This window comes from Streptomyces scabiei 87.22, assembly GCF_000091305.1.
GTDB lineage: Bacteria > Actinomycetota > Actinomycetes > Streptomycetales > Streptomycetaceae > Streptomyces > Streptomyces scabiei.
In genome coordinates, this window is sequence record NC_013929.1 from 6,117,552 (window position 1) to 6,138,135 (window position 20,584).

Consider the following 20,584-nt stretch of genomic DNA (forward strand, 5'->3'; position numbering starts at 1 on the left):
CCGGCAGGAAGCAGAGACGACAGGTGACAGAAGCGATCCTCCTGGTCGGCGGCAGAGGCACCCGGCTGCGTCCGCTCACGGTGCACACTCCCAAGCCCATGGTCCCGGCGGCCGGAGTCCCCTTCCTCACCCACCAGTTGGCGAGAGCCAGAGCCGCGGGTGTCGACCACATAGTCCTCGCCACCTCCTACCTCGCCGAGGTCTTCGAACCCCACTTCGGCGACGGCTCCGCCCTCGGCCTCCACCTCGAATACGTCACCGAGGAAGAGCCCCTGGGCACGGGCGGCGCGATCCGCAACGCCGCCTCGCACCTGCACTCCTGCCCCGAGGACCCGGTCCTCGTCTTCAACGGCGACATCCTCACCGGCCTGGACATCCGCCGCCTGGTCACCACCCACGGAACGACCGGCGCGGACGTCTCCCTCCACCTGACCCAGGTGACCGACCCGCGCGCCTACGGCCTCGTCCCCACCGACGCCACGGGCAGGGTGCTCGCCTTCCTGGAAAAGCCCCAGACCCCCGAGGAGATCGTCACCGACCAGATCAACGCCGGGGCGTACGTCTTCCGCCGCTCGGTCATCGACACGATCCCGGCGGGCCGCCCGGTCTCGGTGGAGCGGGAGACGTTCCCGGACCTGCTGGCTGCGGGAGCGCATCTGCAGGGCATGGTCGACTCGACGTACTGGCTGGACCTCGGCACCCCCGCGGCCTTCGTCCGCGGCTCGGCGGACCTCGTCCTCGGCCGCGCCCCGTCACCCGCCGTCCCCGGCCGCTGCGGCGACCGCCTGGTCCTGCCCACCGCCCGGGTCGCGGGCGACGCCAAGCTGACCGGCGGCACGGTGGTGGGCGAGGGCGCCTTCGTCGGCGAGGGCGCCCGGGTCTACGGCAGCACGGTCCTGGCCGGCGCGGTCGTCGAACCCGGCGCGGTGATCACCGACTCCCTCATCGGCGCCCGTGCCCGCATCGGCGAACGCTCCGTACTCACCGGCGCGGTCATCGGCGACGGCGCGGTCATCGGCGCCGACAACGAACTCCGCACGGGGGTCCGGGTCTGGTGCGACGCCCAAATCCCCACGGGGGCGCTCCGCTTCTCGTCGGACCAGTGAGCGCCGGGTGTGGTTGTCGGGTGCGGGTGCGGGTGCGGGTGCGGGTGCGGGTGCGGGTGCGTGGGGGCTGGTCGCGCAGTTCCCCGCGCCCCTAAAAGCCCAGGCTCTGCGGGCCTGAAAAGCACGGGGCGCAGCCCCCGCCGGGCCCGCGGCCGGGCCGACTACAGGCGCCCGATGTCTCCCCGCGGCATCCGGGGTGCCCGCCGAGCCGGCCCGCGCCCCGACAACAGGATCAACCGAGCCGCCCGATGCCGCTGCCCCGCATACGGCTCCAGCAACGACAGCATCACCGAGTCGTCCGCATCCCGGTCCCCGGCCAGCACGAAGCCCACGATCCCCGGCAGATGCAGATCCCCCGTGGTCACCGCGTCCGCCGCCCCATGACTGCGCTGCACGGTCTCCGCCGAGGTCCACGGCCCGATCCCCGGCACCTTCTCCCACCGGGCCCGCGCCTCCTCCGGCGACATCCCCACGGCCTCCTCCAGCCGCTCCGCCACCCGCACCGCCCGCAGGATCGTCGACGCCCGCTTGTCGTCGACCCCGGCCCGATGCCACTCCCAGGACGGGATCAGCGCCCACTCCCGGACCGAGGGCATCACGAACATCCCCGGCGGCACGGGCCCCGGCGCCGGCTCCCCGAATTTCCGTACGAGCAGCCGCCACGCCCGGTACGCCTCGTCCGTCGTGACCTTCTGCTCCAGCACCGACGGGATCAACGACTCCAGCACCAGCCCGGTCCGCGTCAGCCGCAGCCCCGGCCGCCGCCGCCAGGCCATCGCCACGACCCGGTGCCGGGGCACGAACGCGTCCGGCTCGTCCGAGGCCCCCAGCAGCGACGGCACCCCGTCGAGCAGCCACTCGGCCCCGGGCCCCCACGCCTCCGCCTCGACGACACCGCCCCGCAGGGCCACCCGCAGGGAGCCGGGCCCCACCGGTGTCCGGGTGGCCCGCCACACGGACCCGTCCGGCACGGCCCGGAAGGTGGGATCGTGCGGCCCCCGCCGCAGCGGCCCCAGCACGAGCCCCGGATCGAGCGGCCCTTCCGGCACCCAGGTCCGCCGCTTCCCCGCCGCCACGGCCTGCCGGGGCACCCCGCCGGGCACGACGACATGCCCGCCCCGCACCGTCGTACGGGTGGGCCGCTGGGGGAAGCGTCCGGCCAAGAGAAGATCCTAGGAGGAGGTCCTGAGCAGAGAGATGCGTGTCCTACGAGCCTAGGGCGCCCGACGACTTCCGGAGCCCGCTCGGCTCACCGGACCTCGATGAACGCCCCCGCGTCCCGCCCGGCCCGCGCCGGAGGCTCCCCCGCCGCGTGTCCCACGGCGACCGCCCCCATCGGGTCCCACTCCCGCGGCAACTCCAGCACGTCCCGTACGACGTCCCGGCAGAACATCGTCGACGAGACCCACGCCGAACCCAGCCGTTCCCCGGCCAGCGCGACGAGGAAGTTCTGCACCCCGGCGCCGGTCGCGACCACGAACATCTCGCGTTCGGCCGCGTCCCGCCGCGCGTCCCCGTAGACGTGCGACCCGTCCGTCACCAGACAGGGCACCACCAGGTAGGGCGCGTTGCGCAGGACATCCCCGCGCCGCACCCGCTTCGCGACGGACTCCTCGCTCCTGCCGTCCCGCCGCAGATCCGCGATCCACGCGTCCCGCATGGCGTCGAGCAGCCGTACCCGCGACTCCTCGGACTCCAGCAGCACGAACCGCCACGGGGTCGTGTGGTGCGGCGCCGGCGCGGTCACCGCGGCGGCCACGGCCCGTCGCACCGCCCCGGGATCGACCGGCTCGTCCGTGAACGCCCGGACGGTCCGCCGCTGCGTCACCGCCAGCCGTACGGCCTCGGAGGTGCCGAGCCGGAACATGTCGTCCCGCGCCCCCCGGACCAGGCCCCGCGTGCCCTCGCCGTCGTCCTCGGCCACCACGTGCCCGAGCCCCCGCACGACGGCGACGGGCCGCCCGGCGGCCTTGCCCTTCACCAGGTCACCGGCTCCGGCCAGTTCGTCGGCGGTGGCGACGACGGTGGCACTGAGCGGGTTGCCGTACGCGTCGGTACCGCCGCGCAGGTCGTCGAGGACCCGCACACCGGCCGCGCCGATGGCGACATCCGTCAGCCCGCTGCGCCAGGGTCGCCCGAACGTGTCGGTGACGACGACCCCGACCTCGACGCCGAGCGCGTCCCTGACACCGTCCCTGACGGCCCGCGCCGAGGCGTCGGGGTCCTCGGGCAGCAACAGCACGGTCCCGGAGGGCGTGTTGGAGGCGTCGACCCCGGCGGCGGCCATCACCAGCCCCTGCCGGTTCTCCACGATCCGCAGCGTTCCGCGCCGCGCCACCACCCGCACGGTCTCGGCGTCGATCGCGGCCTCCCGGTCGGCCGCCTCGACGACACGCCCCTCGGCCTTGGACACGATCTTCGAGGTGACGAGCAGCACGTCCCCGTCGGCCAGCTCCGGCGCGGCCGCGACGATCAGCTTGGCGAGATCGTCCCCCTCGCGCACCTCGGGGATGCCCTCCAGGGCCCACACCCGGTACCCGGCGCCGGGCATCACGTCTCTCCCGCTCTCCGCGTTCCCGCTCCCCGTGCTCACGCTCCCCGCACCTCCTCCGCCAGTGCCAGCGCCTCGCGGGCCATCGCCGCCGTCGTCTCCAGGTCGGTCATCATCAGCGGCACGGCCCGGCACCGGATCCCGGCGCTCTGCACACGCTCGACGACGCCCGCGTCGACCGTGTCGACGAGCCAGCCGTCGAGCAGCCCCGAGCCGTAGTGCTCGGCGACGGCCGCGGCGGTGGACTCCACGCCCACGGCGGCGAGGACCTTGTCCGCCATGCCGCGCACGGGGGCGTCACCGACGATGGGGGAGAGCCCCACGACCGGCACCCCGGCCTCGGCGATCGCCTCCCGGATGCCGGGCACGGCGAGGATCGTGCCGATGGAGACGACGGGGTTGGACGGCGGGAAGAGGATCACGTCCGCCGCGGCCAGGGCCTCCAGCACCCCGGGCGCGGGCTTCGCCTGCTCGGCGCCGACCGGCACGATCGCCTCGGCCGGCACGGAGGCCCGCAGCCGGACCCAGTACTCCTGGAAGTGGATCGCCCTGCGCTCGCCGGACCCCGAGCCCGACCCCGAGTCCGCCCCCGTGTCCGAGCCGTCGGCGGGCATCGTGACGGCGACATGGGTCTCGACACGGTCGTCGGTCATCGGGATGAGCCGCACACCCGGCTTCCACCGGTCGCACAGCGCCTCGGTGACCGCGCTCAGGGGATACCCGGCACTGATCATCTGCGTCCGCACGATGTGCGTGGCGAAATCCCGGTCCCCCAGCCCGAACCACTCGGGCCCGGCACCGTACGCCGCGAGCTCCTCCTTCAGGTGGAAGGTCTCGTCGGCCCGTCCCCAGCCCTGCTCCTCGTTGATGCCGCCGCCGAGCGTGTACATCACCGTGTCGAGGTCCGGGCAGACCTTCAGCCCGAAGAGGTGGATGTCGTCCCCCGTGTTGCCGACGACCGTGATGTCCGCGTCCGGCGCGGCCCGCTTCAGACCGCGCAGGAACCGGGCACCACCGATGCCGCCTGCCAGAACCACAATGCGCATGGAAGCAGTCTCGCAGGCGGGACCGACACCGGGTCGCCCGCCCGGGACCACGGCCGGTTTCCCGCGGTCCCCGGTCAGGCCGTGACGGCGGGCTCCTGCGCCGCGCACGCCGTCGCGTGCATCGGCATCTCCGTCAGGCCCGGGTAGTAGACGTGCAGACTGACGGCCGGCTCCAGCGCGTCGTTGACGACCTCGTGCGCGTAACCCGGCGCGAACACGCGCTGCGCGCCCGCGCCGAGCACGCGCGTGCCCCGGTCGGTGCGCTCGGTCAGCGTGCCGTCGAGCACCGTCAGTACGCCGGAGGAGCCCCCGTGGCCGTGCAGCCCGGTGCCCTGCCCCGGCACCCACGACAGCAGCCACACCTCGTACCCGGGGCCGGTCAGCAGCCGGTGGTACCAGCGGGTGGTCGCGTCGTACTCGACGAGGTGCTCCCACCGGGAGCGGTCGTCGGCGAGGGAACGGGCCAGTCCGGCGAACTCGGCCACGGTGACCGGGTGTTGGCGCGGCGCCTGGAGGAGGTGCGGTACTTCGAGAAGGTCGCCGGCGATCTGGAGGTCGCTGTCGCTGTTCATGAAGTGGGGATGTCCTCGACGGAGTGCGTGGGGGAGGGCGGGGTGTCACCTGCCGTCCGCATGGGTCGCGGTCGGGGTGGGTGCCCGGTCGTCCGGGCGAAGAGGGAACAGCGGCCGAGCCGGGAGGGGCTCAGTGGCAGCCGGAGCGCGTAGGGCTCAACAGCTGGGACAGCAACAGCGACAGCTACAGCGAGCAGCACCGAGGGACCCGGCGGAGCGGGTCGAGGTGAGTGCCAAGTTCGCGAGCATGCCCACAAGCACAGCGGCTCACACCTCCGCTGTCAACTTCCCGTCCGGTATGTGGATGCCGGTTCACCTCTTTCGGTGCATCCGCGCGGCGAAAGGTTTGTGCCCCGGGTCTCGGGGAGACATGGCGTCCAACCGGGCAAGCCGCCGGCACGCGCGTGGCGGGCCGTGGGCGCGTCCGGAGCGGGCCGACTCCAACGAGTCGGAACGAGATCGAACTCCCGGTCGTCTTCTCCCGTAAGGGAGGGAGAACCCCCACCGGAACTCCCGCCTGCCGTCAGGCTGCTGTCAGGGTTTATGCCGATTTGAACACTTTCCGCATAGCCTTGGTTCCGCAGAGTGAATAAGGGGCTCAATAGCAGATCTCGGCTTGACTCGCCCGTAGCAGCACACTTGTAATTTCACTCGTGTCGTTCAGCCGAAATCGGTAACGGCCGCACGACGGGGACGCGAAAGACGGACGAGGGGCGCACATGACCGAGCTCGTGCAGCAACTGCTGGTCGACGACGCGGACGAAGAACTCGGCTGGCAGGAGCGCGCGCTGTGCGCCCAGACCGATCCCGAGTCCTTCTTCCCCGAGAAGGGCGGCTCGACCCGCGAGGCCAAGAAGGTCTGTCTCGCCTGCGAGGTCCGCTCCGAGTGCCTCGAGTACGCCCTCGCCAACGACGAGCGGTTCGGTATCTGGGGCGGCCTGTCGGAGCGCGAGCGCCGGCGTCTGAAGAAGGCGGCCGTCTGACCCGTCCCGGAACACCCGACCCGTCCCGGGCACAGTCGAACAGAGACAACCGAACACGTACGGCCCGTCGCGCGTGGGTTGTCCACAGGCGGCGGGCCGCCGTGCTGCTCAGCCGTTAGTGTGGGCCCTCGTCCGAGACGTCCCGCTGTCCCCGCCGGACACAGACGTCCACCGCAGTCCATCGAACCGGGGCCCGTACCTCGATGTCCGTGCACAGCCACACCTCAGTTCACCAGGACACCGCTCCTGAGTTCCCACGCCATGTGGTGACCGCGGTCCTCGTCGCGCACGACGGTGCCCGCTGGCTGCCCGACGCGCTCGCCGGACTGCTCGGCCAGGAGCGCCCCGTGCAGAGCGCCATGGCGGCCGACACCGGCAGCGCGGACGACTCCGCCCGGCTCCTCTCCGACGCCCTCGGCGCGGACCGCGTCCTGCACCTCGCCCGGCGGACCGGTTTCGGCCAGGCCGTCGAGGAGGCCAACCGCACCGCGGGCGTCCTCACCGAGGACGACCTGGCGTACCTCAGACGCCCCAGCGGCTGGGACCCGGTGACCCGCACCTGGCGCGACGACGCGTACGACATGCCGGAACTCCCGCACGGAGAGCCGGTCCAGTGGCTGTGGCTGCTGCACGACGACTGCGCCCCCGAGCCCGGCGCCCTCGCCCAGCTGCTGCGGGCCGTGGAGAACGAACGCGAGCTGGGCCGCGACGACGTCGCCGTCGTCGGCCCCAAGCTGCGCGGCTGGTACGACCGCCGTCAGCTGCTGGAGGTCGGCGTCACCATCGCCGACTCCGGCCGCCGCTGGACCGGCCTGGACCGCCGTGAGCAGGACCAGGGCCAGCACGACCACGTCAAGCCCAGCCTCGCCGTGTCCACCGCCGGCATGCTGATCCGCCGTGACGTCTTCGAGGAACTGGGCGGCTTCGACCGCCGCCTGCCCCTCATGCGGGACGACATCGACCTGTGCTGGCGCGCGACCACCGCCGGACACCGCGTCCTCGTCGCCCCCGAGGCCGTCGTACGGCACGCCGAGGCCGCCTCGCGCGAGCGCCGCACCGTCGACTGCGTGGGCCGCAGCGCCGCCTCCCCGCACATGGTCGACAAGGCGGGCGCGGTCTACACCCTCCTCGTCAACTCCCGTACCGCGCAGCTCCCCTGGGTGCTGCTGCGCATCGTCCTCGGCACCCTGCTCAGGACCGTCGCGTACCTCGTCGGCAAGGTCCCCGGACAGGCCGTCGACGAGATCCGCGGTCTGCTGAGCACGCTGCTGCGGCCCGAACGGATCATCGCCGGGCGACGCGCACGAGGCCGCTCACAGCTGGACAAGGGCGAGCTGCGACCGCTGTTCCCGCCCCCGGGCGCGACCGTCCGGGCCACCGTCGAACAGGTCGCCGGCGATCTGTTCGGCAGCTCCGACGCCGAGACCCCCCAGGCCGGACGGCACGGCGGCGCCGTCGAGCCGGGTTCCGGGGACGACGACGCCGAATTCCTCCAGGTCGAGCGGTTCGCCCGGCTCAAGCGCATCGCACGCGCACCCGGGCCCGTGCTCTTCGCCCTGCTGCTGCTCGCCTCGCTCCTCGCCTGCCGTGAACTGCTCGGCGGCGGCGCGCTCGCGGGCGGCACCCTGCTGCCCGCCCCCGCCGACTCCGCCGCGCTCTGGTCGCGCTACCTGGACGGCTGGCACCCGGTCGGGACGGGCGGCTCCGAGGCCGCGCCGCCGTACCTGGCGATCGTGGCCATGCTCGGCTCCCTCCTGTTCGGCTCCGCCGGACTGGCGGTCACCGTGCTCCTGGTGGCGTCCGTGCCCCTGGCCGGTTTCACCGCCTACTTCGCCTCCCGCTCCCTGGTCGAGTCCCGGCTGCTGCGGGCCTGGGCCGCCGTCGTCTACGCCTTCCTGCCCGCCGTCACCGGCGCGCTCGCGACCGGCCGCATCGGCACCGCCGTCCTCGCGGTCCTGCTGCCGCTGGCCGCCCGCGGGGGCGCCGCGGCCGCAGGGCTCACCCACCGCACCGGGGCGCGCGGCACCTGGCGCGCCACCTGGGCGTACGCGCTGCTGCTGACGATCACCACCGCGTTCACGCCCGTCGTGTGGCCCCTCGCGCTGCTCCTCGGCCTCGGGGTCCTCGTCGTACGCCGCCGCGAGATCACCGCCTACGGCCCGCGCTTCGTCGCCCAGCTCGGCACCCCGCTGCTGATGCTCGCCCCCTGGTCCCTGACCCTGCTGCCGTTCGGCTTCTTCGAGGAGGCCGGCCTGGAGTACGGCGGGAGCCCCGCCTCGGCGACCGATCTGCTCGGCATCAGCCCCGGCGGGCCCGGCACGGTCGGCGGGCTGACCCTCGTCGGCGTCGTCCTCGCCGCGCTGGCCGCCCTGCTCCGCGCGGAGCGTCAGCCGGCGATCCGTACCGCCTGGACCGCCGCCCTGGTGGCCCTCGTCCTCGCGGTCCTCTCCAACGGCTCCACCTGGGCGGGACCCTCGACCCTCGTCTACGGCATCGCCCTCCTCGCCGCCGCCCTCCTCGGCGCCGACGGGGCCCGCCACCGGGTGGCCGAGCAGAGCTTCGGCTGGCGGCAGCCGGTCGCCGTGCTCATCGCGCTGGCCGCCGCCGTCGGTCCGCTGCTGGCCGCCGCGGGCTGGGTCCTCGGCGGCGCCGACGGCCCCCTGGAGCGCCGCGACCCCGTCCAGGTGCCCGCGTTCGTCGCCGAGGAGAGCGTCACCCGCGACCAGGCCCGCACCCTGGTCCTCGACAGCGACTCCACCGCCGAGGTCGGCTACACCCTGGTCCGCGGCTCCGGCGTCCGCCTCGGCGACGCCGAACTCACGGCCGCGGCCGGGGACAACGAGCGGCTCGACAAGGTCGTCGCCCACCTCGTCGCGGGCTCCGGCGCCGACCAGAGCGACGAACTCGGCGGCTTCGCCGTGCGCTACGTCCTCGTCCGCCCCGGCTCCCCCCGCGAGGTCAGCCGCGTCCTGGACGCCACGCCCGGCCTGAGCCGCCTCAGCCAGCAGGACGGCAGCGCCCTGTGGCGGGTGGACCGCCAGGTCTCCCGGGTCACCGTCGAAACCGGCTCCGGCGTCCCGAAGGCCGTCGCCGCGGGACCCGTCGAGGTGCACACCACCCTCCCGGCCGGCGGGCCGGGCCGTCTCCTGCGCCTCGCCGACACCGCCGACGAGTCCTGGACCGCCACGCTCAACGGCAAGCCGCTCACCCCGACCACGGTCGACGGCTGGGCCCAGGGCTTCCGGCTGCCCGAGGCGGGCGGCCGGCTGGACGTCACCTTCGACGCCCCCGTCACCCACACCGGCCGGCTGTGGGCGCAGGGCGCGCTCGCCGTCGTCCTCGTGGTCCTCGCCCTGCCGGGCCGCCGCCGGGACGTCGACGACGACCTGCCCGACGAGCCCGTCGCCGTCCCCGCCCAGGACGTCACCGGCGACGGCCGCCGCGCCCGCCGCCTGCGCGCCCAGGCCGAGGCCGAGGCCGAACAGCCCACCGACCCCGGCCTGCCCGACCTCCCGCAGGAGGTACCGGTCGCCGCGCCGGTCCCGCAGCAGCAGGCTTACGGGGAATGGGACGCGGCCCCCGCGGACGCGGGCGCCGGATACGGGCAGTACGACCAGCAGTTCCAGGGCGCCCAGCAGCAGTACCCGGCGGGCGCGTACGACCAGCAGCACTACCAGGCCGACCCCTACCAGGGCGGCCAGTACGACCCGTACGCCTCCTACGGGGGCACCACGGCCCCCTACGACCAGACGTACACCCAGGGCTACGACGCGACGTACGACCCGTCGCACGGCACCGGCGCCGACAGCGAGCGCCGCGACGGGAGCCAGCAGTGAACCGCCAGACCCTGTCCCTGATCGCCGGCGCGACCGCCCTCGCCGCCGTCACCGGCTTCGCCGTGATCAGCACCCCCGACACGGCGGGCGGTGACACCACCGCGAAGGCGGCCGCCCAACTGCCCGTGCAGCGCACGAGCCTGCTCTGCCCGCAGCCGAGCACCTCGGACCTGGCGGAGACCGCGTACACGTCCTTCACCCCCGTCACGAAGGACACCGGCGGCGAAGGAGGCGCCGAACTCGTCGCGGCGGGTGGGCAGTCGACGGACGCGGGCGACAAGGACAGCAAGGACAGCAAGGACGACAAGCCCGGCAAGGACGCCAAGGGCAAGCCCGTCAAGCCCGTCATCGAGGCCAAGGGGCCCGGCAAACCCGTCACCGGCAGCACCGACGGCGGTGACGCGCCCGCGCTGATCGGCACGGCCGAGGGGAAGTCCGCCCCCGGCTGGACGGTCCAGGAGACCACCGAGGTCGCCGCGGGCACCGGCCGCGGCCTACTCGGTGTCAACTGCACCGCCCCGGACACGGAGTTCTGGTTCCCGGGCGCGAGCACCGCCGCGGGCCGCACCGACTACGTCCACCTCGTGAACCCCGACGACTCGGCGGCCGTCGTCGACATCGAGCTGTACGGGAAGGACGGCGTCCTGAAGTCGACGGTGGGGGACGGCATCACGGTCCGGCCGCGCGCCTCCGAGCCGGTCCTGCTCTCCACGCTCTCCGCGGCGAAGGAGGCCGACCTCACGGTCCACGTCAGCGTCCGCAGCGGCCGGGTCGCCGCCGCCGTCCAGGCCCTCGACGACAAGCTGGGCGGCGACTGGCTCTCCGCAGCGGCCGACCCGGCCGGCAGCCTCGTCCTCCCCGGCATCCCGAAGGACGCGACCTCCGTGACCCTCGTGGCCTTCGCCCCGGGCGACACGGACGCCGACCTGAAGCTCCGCCTCGCCTCGCCGAACGGTCCCATCACCCCGGCGGGCCACGAGACGCTGCACATCAAGTCGGGCATGACCGCCACGGCCGATCTGGGCGACATCACCCGTGGCGAGGAGGGCTCCCTCTTCCTCGCCCCCACGGGCAGGGCGATCCCGGTGGTGGCCGCCCTCCGGGTGGTCCGCGGCAAGGGCGACAACCGGGAGACCGCCTTCATCCCGGCGACCCGCCCGGTCGGCGCGCGCGCCACAGTCGCCGACAACCGTGCCAAGGGCACGACCCTGGCCCTCACCGCCCCGACCGGCACGGCCGAGGTCAAGGTCACCGCGTCCGCGGGCAGTGGCGGCGGCGAGGCCACGACCAAGACCTTCACGATCAAGGCGGGCACCACCCAGCACGTGGACATGCCGGCCCCGAGCGGCCTGAAGGGCAGCTACGCCCTCACCGTCGAAACCACGTCCGGCGCCCCCGTCTACGCCTCCCGCCTCCTGCAGTCCAAGCTCGACTCCGTCCCCGCCTTCACCATCCAGACCCTCCCGGACGACCGCGGAACGGTAGCGGTCCCGAAGGCACACCAGGACCTGTCGATCCTGCAGAGGTGATTTCGAGGCCCTGGGGAGCAGTGGGCGCAGGCCCCTGCTTTCCAGGGGCGCGGGGAACTGCGCGACCAGCCCCCACCGGGCGGACGTCCGGGGGCCGCAGGGGCGCAGCCCCTGACGAGGAGGGGACGGGTGGGGGCGGCGGGGGCGAAAACCCCCACCACCCCGTGCCGCGTCAGTCCTCCCCGTACCGAGGATCCACGCTCTCCGGATTGAGCCCCAGCAGCTCCGCCACCTGCTCCACCACGACCTCGTGCACCAGCGCCGCCCGCTCGTCGCGTCCCTTGGTACGGATCTCCACCGGCCGCCGGTAGATCACCACCCGGGCCGGCCGCCCCTCCCGCGCCGCGACGGTCCCCCCGAGCGGCACGGCCTCGTCGTTCCACGCCCCGTCGCCGGGCCCGTCGAGCCGAGGTACCTCCAGCACGAGGAAGTCGATGTCCGCGAGCTGCGGCAACCGCCGTTCCAGTCGCTCCACGGAGTCCTGCACCAGATCCGCGAACACCTCCGCGCGACTCGCCGCGAGCGGTACCTGGGGCGGCGCGATGGGCCCGCGCATCCCCCTGCCGTGCCGGTCTCGGCGGCGGGGCCCGGGTGCGAAGGCGGCGCGGGGCGGTACGAGGTCGTCCATCACCTGTGAAGCGTAATCCCCGGCAGGCCCGCCCGCCCGGCTCCACGCCCCCGGCGCCGCCGCCGGTCCGCCGCCGCTGACCTGGCACGGCCGGCCCGGCGCGTCCAACCGGCTCGCCGCGCGACGGTCTCCGGAGGGTGGTCGGCCGTGTCGGAGATTGACCATTCAAGCCAAGGTTGGGCTCGATTCCGTTCCTCTGCGAGATCGGCGAACTGGCCCCAATTAGCATGATATGTACATAGACTTGACCGGTTTCCATGTCGTTCGGCATCCCGGACAAGGGGTTACTCGCAGGTCAACGCCCCGGGTTCGGAGGGGAGTGTGGGGCGTTTCACAGCACGACACGGTGGAGTGACCTGGTGGAGAGTCGTCGCGGCCCGCTCAAGAGTGCGGTACCGTCCAACATCGTGAGCCCTGTACGTCGCTGTTCGCGCACCGCTTGCGGCCGCCCCGCCGTCGCGACGCTGACGTACGTCTACGCCGACTCGACCGCGGTCCTCGGCCCTCTCGCCACCTACGCCGAACCCCACTGCTACGACCTGTGCGCCGAGCACTCCGAGCGCCTCACCGCGCCGCGCGGCTGGGAGGTCGTACGGCTGCTGGACGCCTCGGCGCCCGCGCGCCCCAGCGGTGACGACCTGGAAGCGCTCGCCAACGCCGTGCGCGAGGCGGCCCGTCCGCAGCAGCGCGCCGCGCAGGCCGGCGGCGGTCCGCGCACGGCGGACCCGATGGAGGTCGCCCGCCGCGGCCACCTCCGGGTCCTGCGCTCCCCGGACAACTGAGCACCCGCTCCTTCGGCAACAGGCGCCCCGCGCAAGGCCGTTGCGCTCCCCGCCCACGCACGTCGCGCGGTCGCCGTCCCCGCCCCCGGCCCGCCCCACCCGCCTTCGGCCCATGCGGCCGGACGTTCCAGGAGGTCACACGGTCCACCGCCGGCGCCGCCGGGTAGTTTGGGTGGCCGGTGAGGACTTCTGGAGGATGTGCCCGTGGCTGCTGATCTGTCGACGATCGTGAAGGCGTACGACGTGCGCGGGGTGGTCCCGGACCAGTGGGACGAGACCCTGGCCGAACTCTTCGGGGCGGCCTTCGCACGGGTGACCGGCGCGGACGCCATCGTGACCGGCCACGACATGCGCCCCTCCTCGCCCGGCCTGTCGCGTGCCTTCGCGCGCGGTGCGGCGGCGCTCGGCGTGGACGTGACCGAGATCGGCCTCTGCTCGACCGACCAGCTGTACTACGCGTCCGGCGCGCTGAACCTGCCCGGCGCGATGTTCACGGCCTCCCACAACCCCGCCCGGTACAACGGCATCAAGATGTGCCGCGCGGGCGCCGCCCCCGTCGGCCAGGACACCGGCCTCACCGAGATCCGTGAACTGGCCGAGAACTGGAGCGAGTCGGGCGCACCGGCACCGGCCGCCACGCCGGGCACGATCACCCGGCGGGACACGCTGGAGGACTACGCGGCGCACCTGCTCGGCCTCGTCGACCTGACCTCCGTCCGCCCGCTGAAGGTCGTCGTCGACGCGGGCAACGGCATGGGCGGCCACACCGTCCCCACGGTCTTCGCCGGGCTGCCCCTCGACCTCGTCCCGCTCTACTTCGAGTTGGACGGAACCTTCCCCAACCACGAGGCCAACCCCCTCGACCCGGCGAACCTCGTCGACCTCCAGCAGCGGGTCCGCGAGGAGGGCGCCGACCTCGGCATCGCCTTCGACGGCGACGCCGACCGCTGCTTCGTCGTCGACGAGCGGGGCAACCCCGTCCCGCCCTCCGCGATCACCGCCCTGGTCGCCGCGCGGGAACTCGCCCGGCACGGCGGCAAGGGCACGATCATCCACAACCTGATCACCTCCCGGTCCGTCCCCGAGGTGGTGCGCGAGCACGGCGGCACGCCGGTGCGCACCCGCGTCGGCCACTCGTTCATCAAGGCCGAGATGGCCAGAACCGGTGCGATCTTCGGCGGCGAGCACTCCGCCCACTACTACTTCGCCGACTTCTGGAACGCCGACACCGGCATGCTGGCCGCCCTGCACGTCCTCGCCGCCCTCGGCGGCCAGGACGGCCCGCTCTCCGCCCTCGTCGACCGGTACGACCGCTACGCCGGCTCCGGCGAGATCAACTCCACCGTCGCCGACCAGGCGGACCGTCTGGCCGCGGTGCGCTCCGCCTACGGAGACCGGGAGGACGTCACCCTGGACGACCTCGACGGCCTCACCGTCTCGGCCGCCGACTGGTGGTTCAACGTCCGCCCCTCCAACACGGAACCGCTGCTCAGACTGAACGCGGAGGCGAAGGACGAGCCGACGATGGCGAAGGTGAGAGACGAAGTCCTGGCGATCATCAGGGCGTGAGCGTGCCCCGTCAGGGGCGCGGGGAACTGCGCGACCAGCCCCCACCGGGCGGACGTCTGGGGGCCGAAGGGGCGCAGTCCTTCGGTGGGGACACCTCCCGCTCGAGCGAAGCCGAGAGCGGGGGAGGGACGGGCAGGACCGCCGGAGGCGAACGGCACCCGCCCCCAACCCCGGCGCCGACCCCCGCACGGCGGTACCCTGACCAGGCCGCACACCGCACGAATCCGCCCCCGAAGGGACCCGACATGCCGCTCGAAGCCGGCCTCCTGGAGATCCTCGCCTGCCCGGCGTGCCACGCCCCCCTCACGGAGGAGGACACCGAGCTGACCTGCACGAGCCAGGACTGCGGCCTCGCCTACCCGATCCGGGACGGCATCCCCGTACTCCTCGTCGACGAGGCCCGCCGCCCCGCGTGACCCGCGCGATCGGGCTCGCGCGCGAGGCGTGATCCGCCCGAGCCGGGAAACCCGGCGAACTGGCGACAAGGCGTACCCGGGCACCCGGCGAATCGGAGGCTTCCGCCCATGCTGGACGAATCGTTGCTGGACACCCCCGACGCCCTGTCGGAGGCCGACCGCCGCGACCTGCTGCGGGGCGCCGCCGAGGCGGGGGCCCGGGTCCGTACGGCCATCCGGCTCGGTGCCGAGGCCGGCATCCCGGGGCTGAAACCGGACGGGCGTCCCCGCGCCCTCCTCGTCGCAGGTCCCGGCATGGCGTCCGCGGGCGTCGCCGACCTGCTCGGCGCCCTCGCGGGGGCCAACTGCCCCCTCACCCGCCTCCACCCCACCGGCGTGGCCCCCGCCGCGGGCGCCCTGCGCTGGGAGCTGCCCGGCTGGGCGGGCCCGGTCGACCTCCTCCTGGTCGCCACCGCGGACGGCAGCGAGCCCGGCCTCTCCCTCCTCGTCGACCAGGCGTACCGCCGAGGCAGCACGGTCGTCGCCGTGGCCCCGGCCCGCACCCCCGTCGCCGAGGCGGTGGAACGCGCCCACGGCCTCTTCGTCCCGATGGCCACCGGTCCGTACGAGCAGGAGGTGCCGCTCGGCGCCGCCGCCCCCGGCGTCCTGTGGGCCCTGCTCACGCCGATGCTCGCCCTGCTGGACCGCACCGGTGTGGTCACCGCCCCGCCCGACGCCCTGCAGAAGGTCGCCGACCGTCTCGACCAGGTCGCCGAGCGCTGCGGCCCGGCCATCGCCACCTACGGCAACCCGGCCAAGACGCTCGCCGCCGAACTGGCCGACTCGCTCCCGGTGATCTGGACCGAGGGCCAGGCGGCGGGACCCGTGGGCCGCCGCTTCGCCTCCGCGCTCGCCGACCTGGCGGGCCGTCCGGCGCTCGCCGCCCAGCTCCCGGAAGCCCTCGCCTCCCATGCGGTGCTGCTCTCCGGCCCGCTGGCCGCCAGCGCCGACCCCGACGACTTCTTCCGCGACCGCGTCGAGGACCCGCCCGCCTTCCACGCGCGCGTGGTGCTGCTGCGCGACCGCCCGACCGGTGGCCTGAGCGCCGTCCCGGCCGCCCGCGAGCTGGCCCTCGGCCACGACACCGCGATCAGCGAGCTGGAACCGGAGGAGGGCAGCGACCTGGAGACCCTCGCGGAGATGATCGCCATCACGGATTTCGCCGCCGTTTACCTGTCGCTCGCCTCCGGAGCCTGATCCTTGCCGCAGCCCGGCCCCCGGCCGGGCCCCGCAGGCTCCCCACGTACGGAGAAACTCACAGCATGGACCGCCTCGACAACACCGTCCGCCCCTACGCCTGGGGTTCGACCACGGCCATCCCGCAGCTCCTCGGCGTGGCGCCCACCGGCGAACCGCAGGCGGAGATGTGGATGGGAGCCCACCCCGGCGCCCCCTCCCGCACCGGGCGCGGACCCCTCACCGCGGTGATCGACGCGGCCCCGGAACGCGAGCTGGGGCCCCGGACGGTCGCCAGGTTCGGCCCCCGCCTCCCCTTCCTCCTCAAGCTCCTCGCCGCCGGCGCCCCCCTCTCCCTCCAGGTCCACCCCGACCTCGCACAGGCCAAGGAGGGGTACGAGGACGAGGAGCGGCGCGGCGTCCCGATCGACGCAGGCCACCGCAACTACAAGGACGCCAACCACAAGCCCGAACTCATCTGCGCCCTCACGGAGTTCGACGGCCTGTGCGGCTTCCGCGACCCGCTGCGGGCCGCCGACCTGCTCGCCGGCCTAGACGTCGACTCCCTCAAGCCGTACGTCGACCTCCTGCACGCCCGGCCCGAAGAGGCCGCGCTGCGCGAGGTGCTGACCGCGATCCTGGGCGCCGACCCCGAGGAGACGGCCCACACGGTCACCGAGGCCGCGGCCGCCTGCGCCCGCCTCGGCGGCGCCTACGCCCCGTACGCCGACATCGCCCACCACTACCCGGGCGACCCCGGCGTCCTCGCCGCCATGCTCCTCAACCACGTGACCCTGCAGCCCGGCGAGGCCCTGTTCCTCGGCGCCGGCATCCCGCACGCCTACCTGAACGGCCTCGGCGTCGAGATCATGGCCAACTCCGACAACGTCCTGCGCTGCGGCCTGACCCCCAAGCACGTCGACGTCCCCGAACTCCTGCGCGTCGTCCGCTTCGAGGCGACCGACCCCGGCGTGCTGCGCCCCGAGGCGTCCCCCGACGGCGAAGAGGTCTACGAGACCCCCATCGACGAGTTCCGCCTCTCCCGCTACGTCCTGCCCGAGGCCACAGCCCCGCACGACCTCACCCGGGCGACCCCGCAGATCCTCCTCTGCACGGCCGGCTCGGTCCGCGCGGGCGAACACACGCTCGCCCCCGGCGAGTCCGTCTTCGTACCGGCGGACGAGCGGGCGGAGGTGTCCGGACCGGGCACCCTGTTCCGCGCCACCGTCATCGCCTGAGCGGCACGCTCCCCGTGGACGAGGCGGCGGCCCGCTTATCCACAGCCTGGCGCACCGACGCCGGACCGGGCTGCAACAATGCCCCCTGCAAAAGGCGGGCAAAGCCCGGCCGGTGACGGACGCAAGCGTGGGTACCCAAGCCCACGCACGGACACACGCGTAGGCGAAGGGACACCTCGGACACATGAGCGCGTCAGGCGGCACCAAGGCGATCGTGGCGGCACTCGCCGCCAACCTCGCGATCGCGGCAGCGAAGTTCGTGGCGTTCGTCTTCAGCGGCTCGTCATCGATGCTCGCCGAGTCGGTGCACTCCCTGGCCGACTCCGGCAACCAGGGACTGCTCCTGCTCGGCGGCAAGAAGGCCCAGCGCGAGGCGACCCCGCAACACCCCTTCGGCTACGGCCGCGAACGCTACATCTACGCCTTCCTCGTCTCCATCGTCCTCTTCTCCGTCGGCGGCATGTTCGCCCTCTACGAGGGCTACGAGAAGATCAAGGAGCCGCACGAGATCGAGCACTGGTACTGGCCGGTGGGTGTCCTCGTCTTCGCGATCATCGCCGAGTCCTTCTCCTTCCGGACCGCCATCAAGGAGTCCAACGGCCTGCGCGCCGGCGAGTCCTGGACCGAGTTCGTCCGGCACGCCAAGGCCCCCGAGCTGCCCGTCGTCCTGCTGGAGGACCTCGGCGCCCTCGTCGGCCTGGTCCTCGCCCTCGGCGGCGTCGGCCTCGCCCTGCTCACCGGCGACGGCGTCTGGGACGGCATCGGCACCCTCTGCATCGGCGCCCTGCTCATCCTGATCGCGATCATCCTCGCCGCCGAGACCAAGTCCCTGCTGCTCGGCGAGGCCGCCGGCGCGGACCAGGTCAGGAAGATCGAGGCCGCGATCGTCGACGGCGACACCGTCCCCGCCATCATCCACATGCGCACGCTCCACCTCGGCCCCGAGGAACTGCTGGTCGCCGCCAAGATCGCCGTCCGGCACGACGAGACGGCCACCGAGGTCGCCCACGCGATCGACGCCGCCGAGGCCCGCATCCGCGAGGCCGTCCCGATCGCCCGCGTGATCTACCTCGAACCCGACATCTACAGCGAGGCCGAGGCCGCCAAGGGAGCCGACGCCGAGGCTGCCCCCGGCGGCCCGGCCCCCACCGCCGAGCACTGAGCCCACCGGCCGGCACCGACGCGGGAAGGGCTCGTCGCGCACGCGCGCGACGGGCCCTTCCCGTCCCTGGTCCCACCCCGCCCGGGGCTCACGGACGGGGACCCCGGCCCCGGACACCGCCGGTGCCGACCCCGGCTTCGGCTCAATCCGTACCCAGGCGGACTGGGGCAGGCAGGGCCGACCGGTGTAGCTTGGGACGGAGCCAGACGTCGCTGCTGATGGCGGTCGGGCGGTCCCACCGGGGACCGGCCGAGGGAGAGAGGGCCTCCGACGGACTGCGCTGCGCGCACGCGGGCATCCCTGTGTCCTCTTCGGGGCACCCCTGTGTCCGCCGCCGCGCAGACCAGCCCTGACCACCCTCGCCCCGAAACCGAGGAGCAGCTCTTCATGACGACTGTCGACAACCGGCAGGACTTCAAGGTCGCCGATCTCTCCCTGGCCGCGTTCGGCCGCAAGGAGATCACCCTCGCCGAGCACGAGATGCCCGGCCTGATGGCGATCCGCAAGGAGTACGCCGAGGCACAGCCCCTCGCCGGTGCCCGCGTCACCGGCTCCCTGCACATGACCGTGCAGACCGCCGTGCTCATCGAGACCCTGGTCGCCCTCGGCGCCCGGGTCCGCTGGGCCTCCTGCAACATCTTCTCCACCCAGGACCACGCCGCCGCCGCGATCGCGGTCGGCCCGAACGGCACCGCGGACGACCCCCAGGGCGTCCCCGTCTTCGCCTGGAAGGGCGAGACCCTGGAGGAGTACTGGTGGTGCACCGAGCAGGCGCTGACCTGGCCGGACAGCCCCACCGGCGGCCCCAACATGATCCTCGACGACGGCGGTGACGCAACCCTCCTCGTCCACAAGGGCGTCGAGTACGAGAAGGACGGCAAGGTTCCCGCCGTCGACACCGCCGAGAACGAGGAGCACCGCGTCATCCTCGAACTCCTCAACCGCACCATCACCGAGGGCTCCCAGAAGTGGACCCAGCTCGCCTCGGAGATCCGCGGCGTGACCGAGGAGACCACGACCGGCGTCCACCGCCTGTACGAGATGCAGCGTGACGGCCAGCTGCTCTTCCCGGCGATCAACGTGAACGACGCCGTGACGAAGTCGAAGTTCGACAACAAGTACGGCTGCCGCCACTCCCTGATCGACGGCATCAACCGCGCCACCGACGTCCTCATCGGCGGCAAGACCGCCGTCGTGTTCGGCTACGGCGACGTGGGCAAGGGCTGCGCGGAGTCCCTGCGCGGACAGGGCGCCCGCGTCATCGTCACCGAGATCGACCCGATCTGCGCGCTGCAGGCGGCGATGGACGGCTACCAGGTCACGACCCTCGACGAGGTCGTCGAGACGGCCGACATCTTCATCACCACGACCGGCAACAAGGACATCATCCTGGCCTCGGACATGGCCCGGATGAAGCACCAGGCCATCGTGGGGAACATCGGCCACTTCGACAACGAGATCGACATGGCCGGCCTCGCCAAGATCCCGGGCATCGTCAAGGACGAGGTCAAGCCGCAGGTCCACACGTGGACCTTCTCCGACGGCAAGGTCCTCATCGTCCTGTCCGAGGGCCGCCTGCTGAACCTGGGCAACGCCACCGGTCACCCGTCGTTCGTGATGTCCAACTCCTTCGCGGACCAGACCCTGGCCCAGATCGAGCTGTTCACCAAGCAGTCCGAGTACCCCATCGGGGTCTACACGCTGCCCAAGCACCTCGACGAGAAGGTCGCCCGGCTGCACCTCGCCGCGCTCGGCGTGAAGCTCACCACGCTCCGCCCCGAGCAGGCCTCGTACATCGGCGTCGACGTCGACGGCCCGTACAAGGCGGACCACTACCGCTACTGATCCGCCCGACGGCGGGTGCGTCCGCGCGGTGACGCGCAGGGACGCACCCGTCCCGGCAGCAGCTCCCAGGCAGGCCCCCGCACCCCCGTGCCGGGGGCCTGCCCGT

Annotated in this window: 16 protein-coding genes; 11 read left to right on the top strand and 5 right to left on the bottom strand. The window is 73.4% G+C overall.

Annotation, left to right across the window (positions count from 1 at the left end):
* The first annotated feature begins 23 nt into the window (after nucleotides 1-23).
* Nucleotides 24-1,106 carry a mannose-1-phosphate guanylyltransferase gene (gene manB, locus SCAB_RS26245; RefSeq protein ID WP_013003110.1) on the top strand — a complete coding sequence of 361 codons (1,083 nt, stop codon included), beginning with the start codon at nucleotides 24-26 and terminating at the stop codon, nucleotides 1,104-1,106.
* A gap of 161 nt (nucleotides 1,107-1,267) precedes the next feature.
* On the opposite strand, the gene SCAB_RS26250 is transcribed toward manB, so the two are convergent.
* From SCAB_RS26250 to SCAB_RS26265, 4 genes are all read right to left on the bottom strand, one after another.
* Nucleotides 1,268-2,269: a DNA-3-methyladenine glycosylase family protein gene (locus SCAB_RS26250; RefSeq protein WP_013003111.1), complete on the bottom strand. Its 1,002-nt coding sequence runs from the start codon at nucleotides 2,267-2,269 to the stop codon at nucleotides 1,268-1,270.
* 86 nt (nucleotides 2,270-2,355) lie between these two features.
* On the bottom strand, nucleotides 2,356-3,657 hold the full coding sequence (locus SCAB_RS26255; RefSeq protein ID WP_037726159.1) for a coenzyme F420-0:L-glutamate ligase: 1,302 nt from the start codon (nucleotides 3,655-3,657) through the stop codon (nucleotides 2,356-2,358).
* A 38-nt stretch (nucleotides 3,658-3,695) separates the two neighbouring features.
* Nucleotides 3,696-4,703, bottom strand: a complete 1,008-nt coding sequence (gene cofD / locus SCAB_RS26260) for a 2-phospho-L-lactate transferase (protein ID WP_013003113.1) — start codon at nucleotides 4,701-4,703, stop codon at nucleotides 3,696-3,698.
* Between the two features lie 74 nt (nucleotides 4,704-4,777).
* Nucleotides 4,778-5,275, bottom strand: a complete 498-nt coding sequence (locus SCAB_RS26265; RefSeq protein ID WP_013003114.1) for a cupin domain-containing protein — start codon at nucleotides 5,273-5,275, stop codon at nucleotides 4,778-4,780.
* A gap of 719 nt (nucleotides 5,276-5,994) precedes the next feature.
* Between SCAB_RS26265 and SCAB_RS26270 the strand changes: the two genes are divergently transcribed.
* The 3 genes from SCAB_RS26270 to SCAB_RS26280 all read left to right on the top strand — a co-directional run bounded on the left by SCAB_RS26270 (nucleotide 5,995) and on the right by SCAB_RS26280 (nucleotide 11,623).
* Nucleotides 5,995-6,258 (top strand): WhiB family transcriptional regulator, encoded by a 264-nt coding sequence (locus SCAB_RS26270; RefSeq protein WP_003975777.1) that lies wholly within the window; start codon nucleotides 5,995-5,997, stop codon nucleotides 6,256-6,258.
* A 203-nt stretch (nucleotides 6,259-6,461) separates the two neighbouring features.
* Nucleotides 6,462-10,094, top strand: coding sequence for a glycosyltransferase family 2 protein (locus tag SCAB_RS26275; RefSeq protein WP_013003115.1), 3,633 nt, complete (start codon nucleotides 6,462-6,464; stop codon nucleotides 10,092-10,094).
* Nucleotides 10,091-11,623 carry a DUF5719 family protein gene (locus tag SCAB_RS26280; protein WP_013003116.1) on the top strand — a complete coding sequence of 511 codons (1,533 nt, stop codon included), beginning with the start codon at nucleotides 10,091-10,093 and terminating at the stop codon, nucleotides 11,621-11,623. Before SCAB_RS26275 ends, SCAB_RS26280 begins: the two co-directional genes overlap by 4 nt.
* A gap of 172 nt (nucleotides 11,624-11,795) precedes the next feature.
* Here SCAB_RS26280 and SCAB_RS26285 read toward each other — a convergent pair whose 3' ends face one another.
* Nucleotides 11,796-12,251: a metallopeptidase family protein gene (locus SCAB_RS26285; protein WP_013003117.1), complete on the bottom strand. Its 456-nt coding sequence runs from the start codon at nucleotides 12,249-12,251 to the stop codon at nucleotides 11,796-11,798.
* Between the two features lie 359 nt (nucleotides 12,252-12,610).
* On the opposite strand from SCAB_RS26285, the gene SCAB_RS26290 reads away from it, so the two are divergent.
* The 7 genes from SCAB_RS26290 (at nucleotide 12,611) to ahcY (ending at nucleotide 20,478) form a co-directional block, all read left to right on the top strand.
* A complete protein-coding gene (locus SCAB_RS26290) occupies nucleotides 12,611-13,033 on the top strand; it encodes a DUF3499 domain-containing protein (protein WP_013003118.1) in 423 nt (140 codons plus the stop codon).
* A 204-nt stretch (nucleotides 13,034-13,237) separates the two neighbouring features.
* The gene (locus SCAB_RS26295) at nucleotides 13,238-14,602 is read left to right on the top strand and encodes a phosphomannomutase/phosphoglucomutase (RefSeq protein ID WP_013003119.1); all 1,365 of its coding nucleotides are present in this window, start codon (nucleotides 13,238-13,240) and stop codon (nucleotides 14,600-14,602) included.
* 245 nt (nucleotides 14,603-14,847) lie between these two features.
* On the top strand, nucleotides 14,848-15,018 hold the full coding sequence (locus SCAB_RS45280) for a Trm112 family protein (protein WP_005485663.1): 171 nt from the start codon (nucleotides 14,848-14,850) through the stop codon (nucleotides 15,016-15,018).
* Nucleotides 15,019-15,126: 108 nt separating this feature from the next.
* Nucleotides 15,127-16,254 carry an SIS domain-containing protein gene (locus tag SCAB_RS26300; protein WP_013003120.1) on the top strand — a complete coding sequence of 376 codons (1,128 nt, stop codon included), beginning with the start codon at nucleotides 15,127-15,129 and terminating at the stop codon, nucleotides 16,252-16,254.
* Nucleotides 16,255-16,319: 65 nt separating this feature from the next.
* Nucleotides 16,320-17,471, top strand: coding sequence for a mannose-6-phosphate isomerase, class I (gene manA, locus SCAB_RS26305; RefSeq protein WP_013003121.1), 1,152 nt, complete (start codon nucleotides 16,320-16,322; stop codon nucleotides 17,469-17,471).
* A 184-nt stretch (nucleotides 17,472-17,655) separates the two neighbouring features.
* Nucleotides 17,656-18,633 carry a cation diffusion facilitator family transporter gene (locus tag SCAB_RS26310; protein ID WP_013003122.1) on the top strand — a complete coding sequence of 326 codons (978 nt, stop codon included), beginning with the start codon at nucleotides 17,656-17,658 and terminating at the stop codon, nucleotides 18,631-18,633.
* A 387-nt stretch (nucleotides 18,634-19,020) separates the two neighbouring features.
* On the top strand, nucleotides 19,021-20,478 hold the full coding sequence (gene ahcY / locus SCAB_RS26315) for an adenosylhomocysteinase (RefSeq protein ID WP_013003123.1): 1,458 nt from the start codon (nucleotides 19,021-19,023) through the stop codon (nucleotides 20,476-20,478).
* Nucleotides 20,479-20,584 lie beyond the last annotated feature (106 nt).

What these genes read in the sequence shown, in the direction of transcription:
- SCAB_RS26255 (WP_037726159.1), bottom strand. Translation starts at nt 3,657, where the DNA reads ATGCCCGGCGCCGGGTACCGGGTGTGGGCCCTGGAGGGCATCCCCGAG.
- cofD (WP_013003113.1), bottom strand. Translation starts at nt 4,703, where the DNA reads ATGCGCATTGTGGTTCTGGCAGGCGGCATCGGTGGTGCCCGGTTCCTG.
- SCAB_RS26265 (WP_013003114.1), bottom strand. Translation starts at nt 5,275, where the DNA reads ATGAACAGCGACAGCGACCTCCAGATCGCCGGCGACCTTCTCGAAGTA.
- SCAB_RS26270 (WP_003975777.1), top strand. Translation starts at nt 5,995, where the DNA reads ATGACCGAGCTCGTGCAGCAACTGCTGGTCGACGACGCGGACGAAGAA.
- SCAB_RS26275 (WP_013003115.1), top strand. Translation starts at nt 6,462, where the DNA reads ATGTCCGTGCACAGCCACACCTCAGTTCACCAGGACACCGCTCCTGAG.
- SCAB_RS26285 (WP_013003117.1), bottom strand. Translation starts at nt 12,251, where the DNA reads ATGGACGACCTCGTACCGCCCCGCGCCGCCTTCGCACCCGGGCCCCGC.
- SCAB_RS45280 (WP_005485663.1), top strand. Translation starts at nt 14,848, where the DNA reads ATGCCGCTCGAAGCCGGCCTCCTGGAGATCCTCGCCTGCCCGGCGTGC.
- SCAB_RS26300 (WP_013003120.1), top strand. Translation starts at nt 15,127, where the DNA reads ATGCTGGACGAATCGTTGCTGGACACCCCCGACGCCCTGTCGGAGGCC.
- manA (WP_013003121.1), top strand. Translation starts at nt 16,320, where the DNA reads ATGGACCGCCTCGACAACACCGTCCGCCCCTACGCCTGGGGTTCGACC.
- SCAB_RS26310 (WP_013003122.1), top strand. Translation starts at nt 17,656, where the DNA reads ATGAGCGCGTCAGGCGGCACCAAGGCGATCGTGGCGGCACTCGCCGCC.
- ahcY (WP_013003123.1), top strand. Translation starts at nt 19,021, where the DNA reads ATGACGACTGTCGACAACCGGCAGGACTTCAAGGTCGCCGATCTCTCC.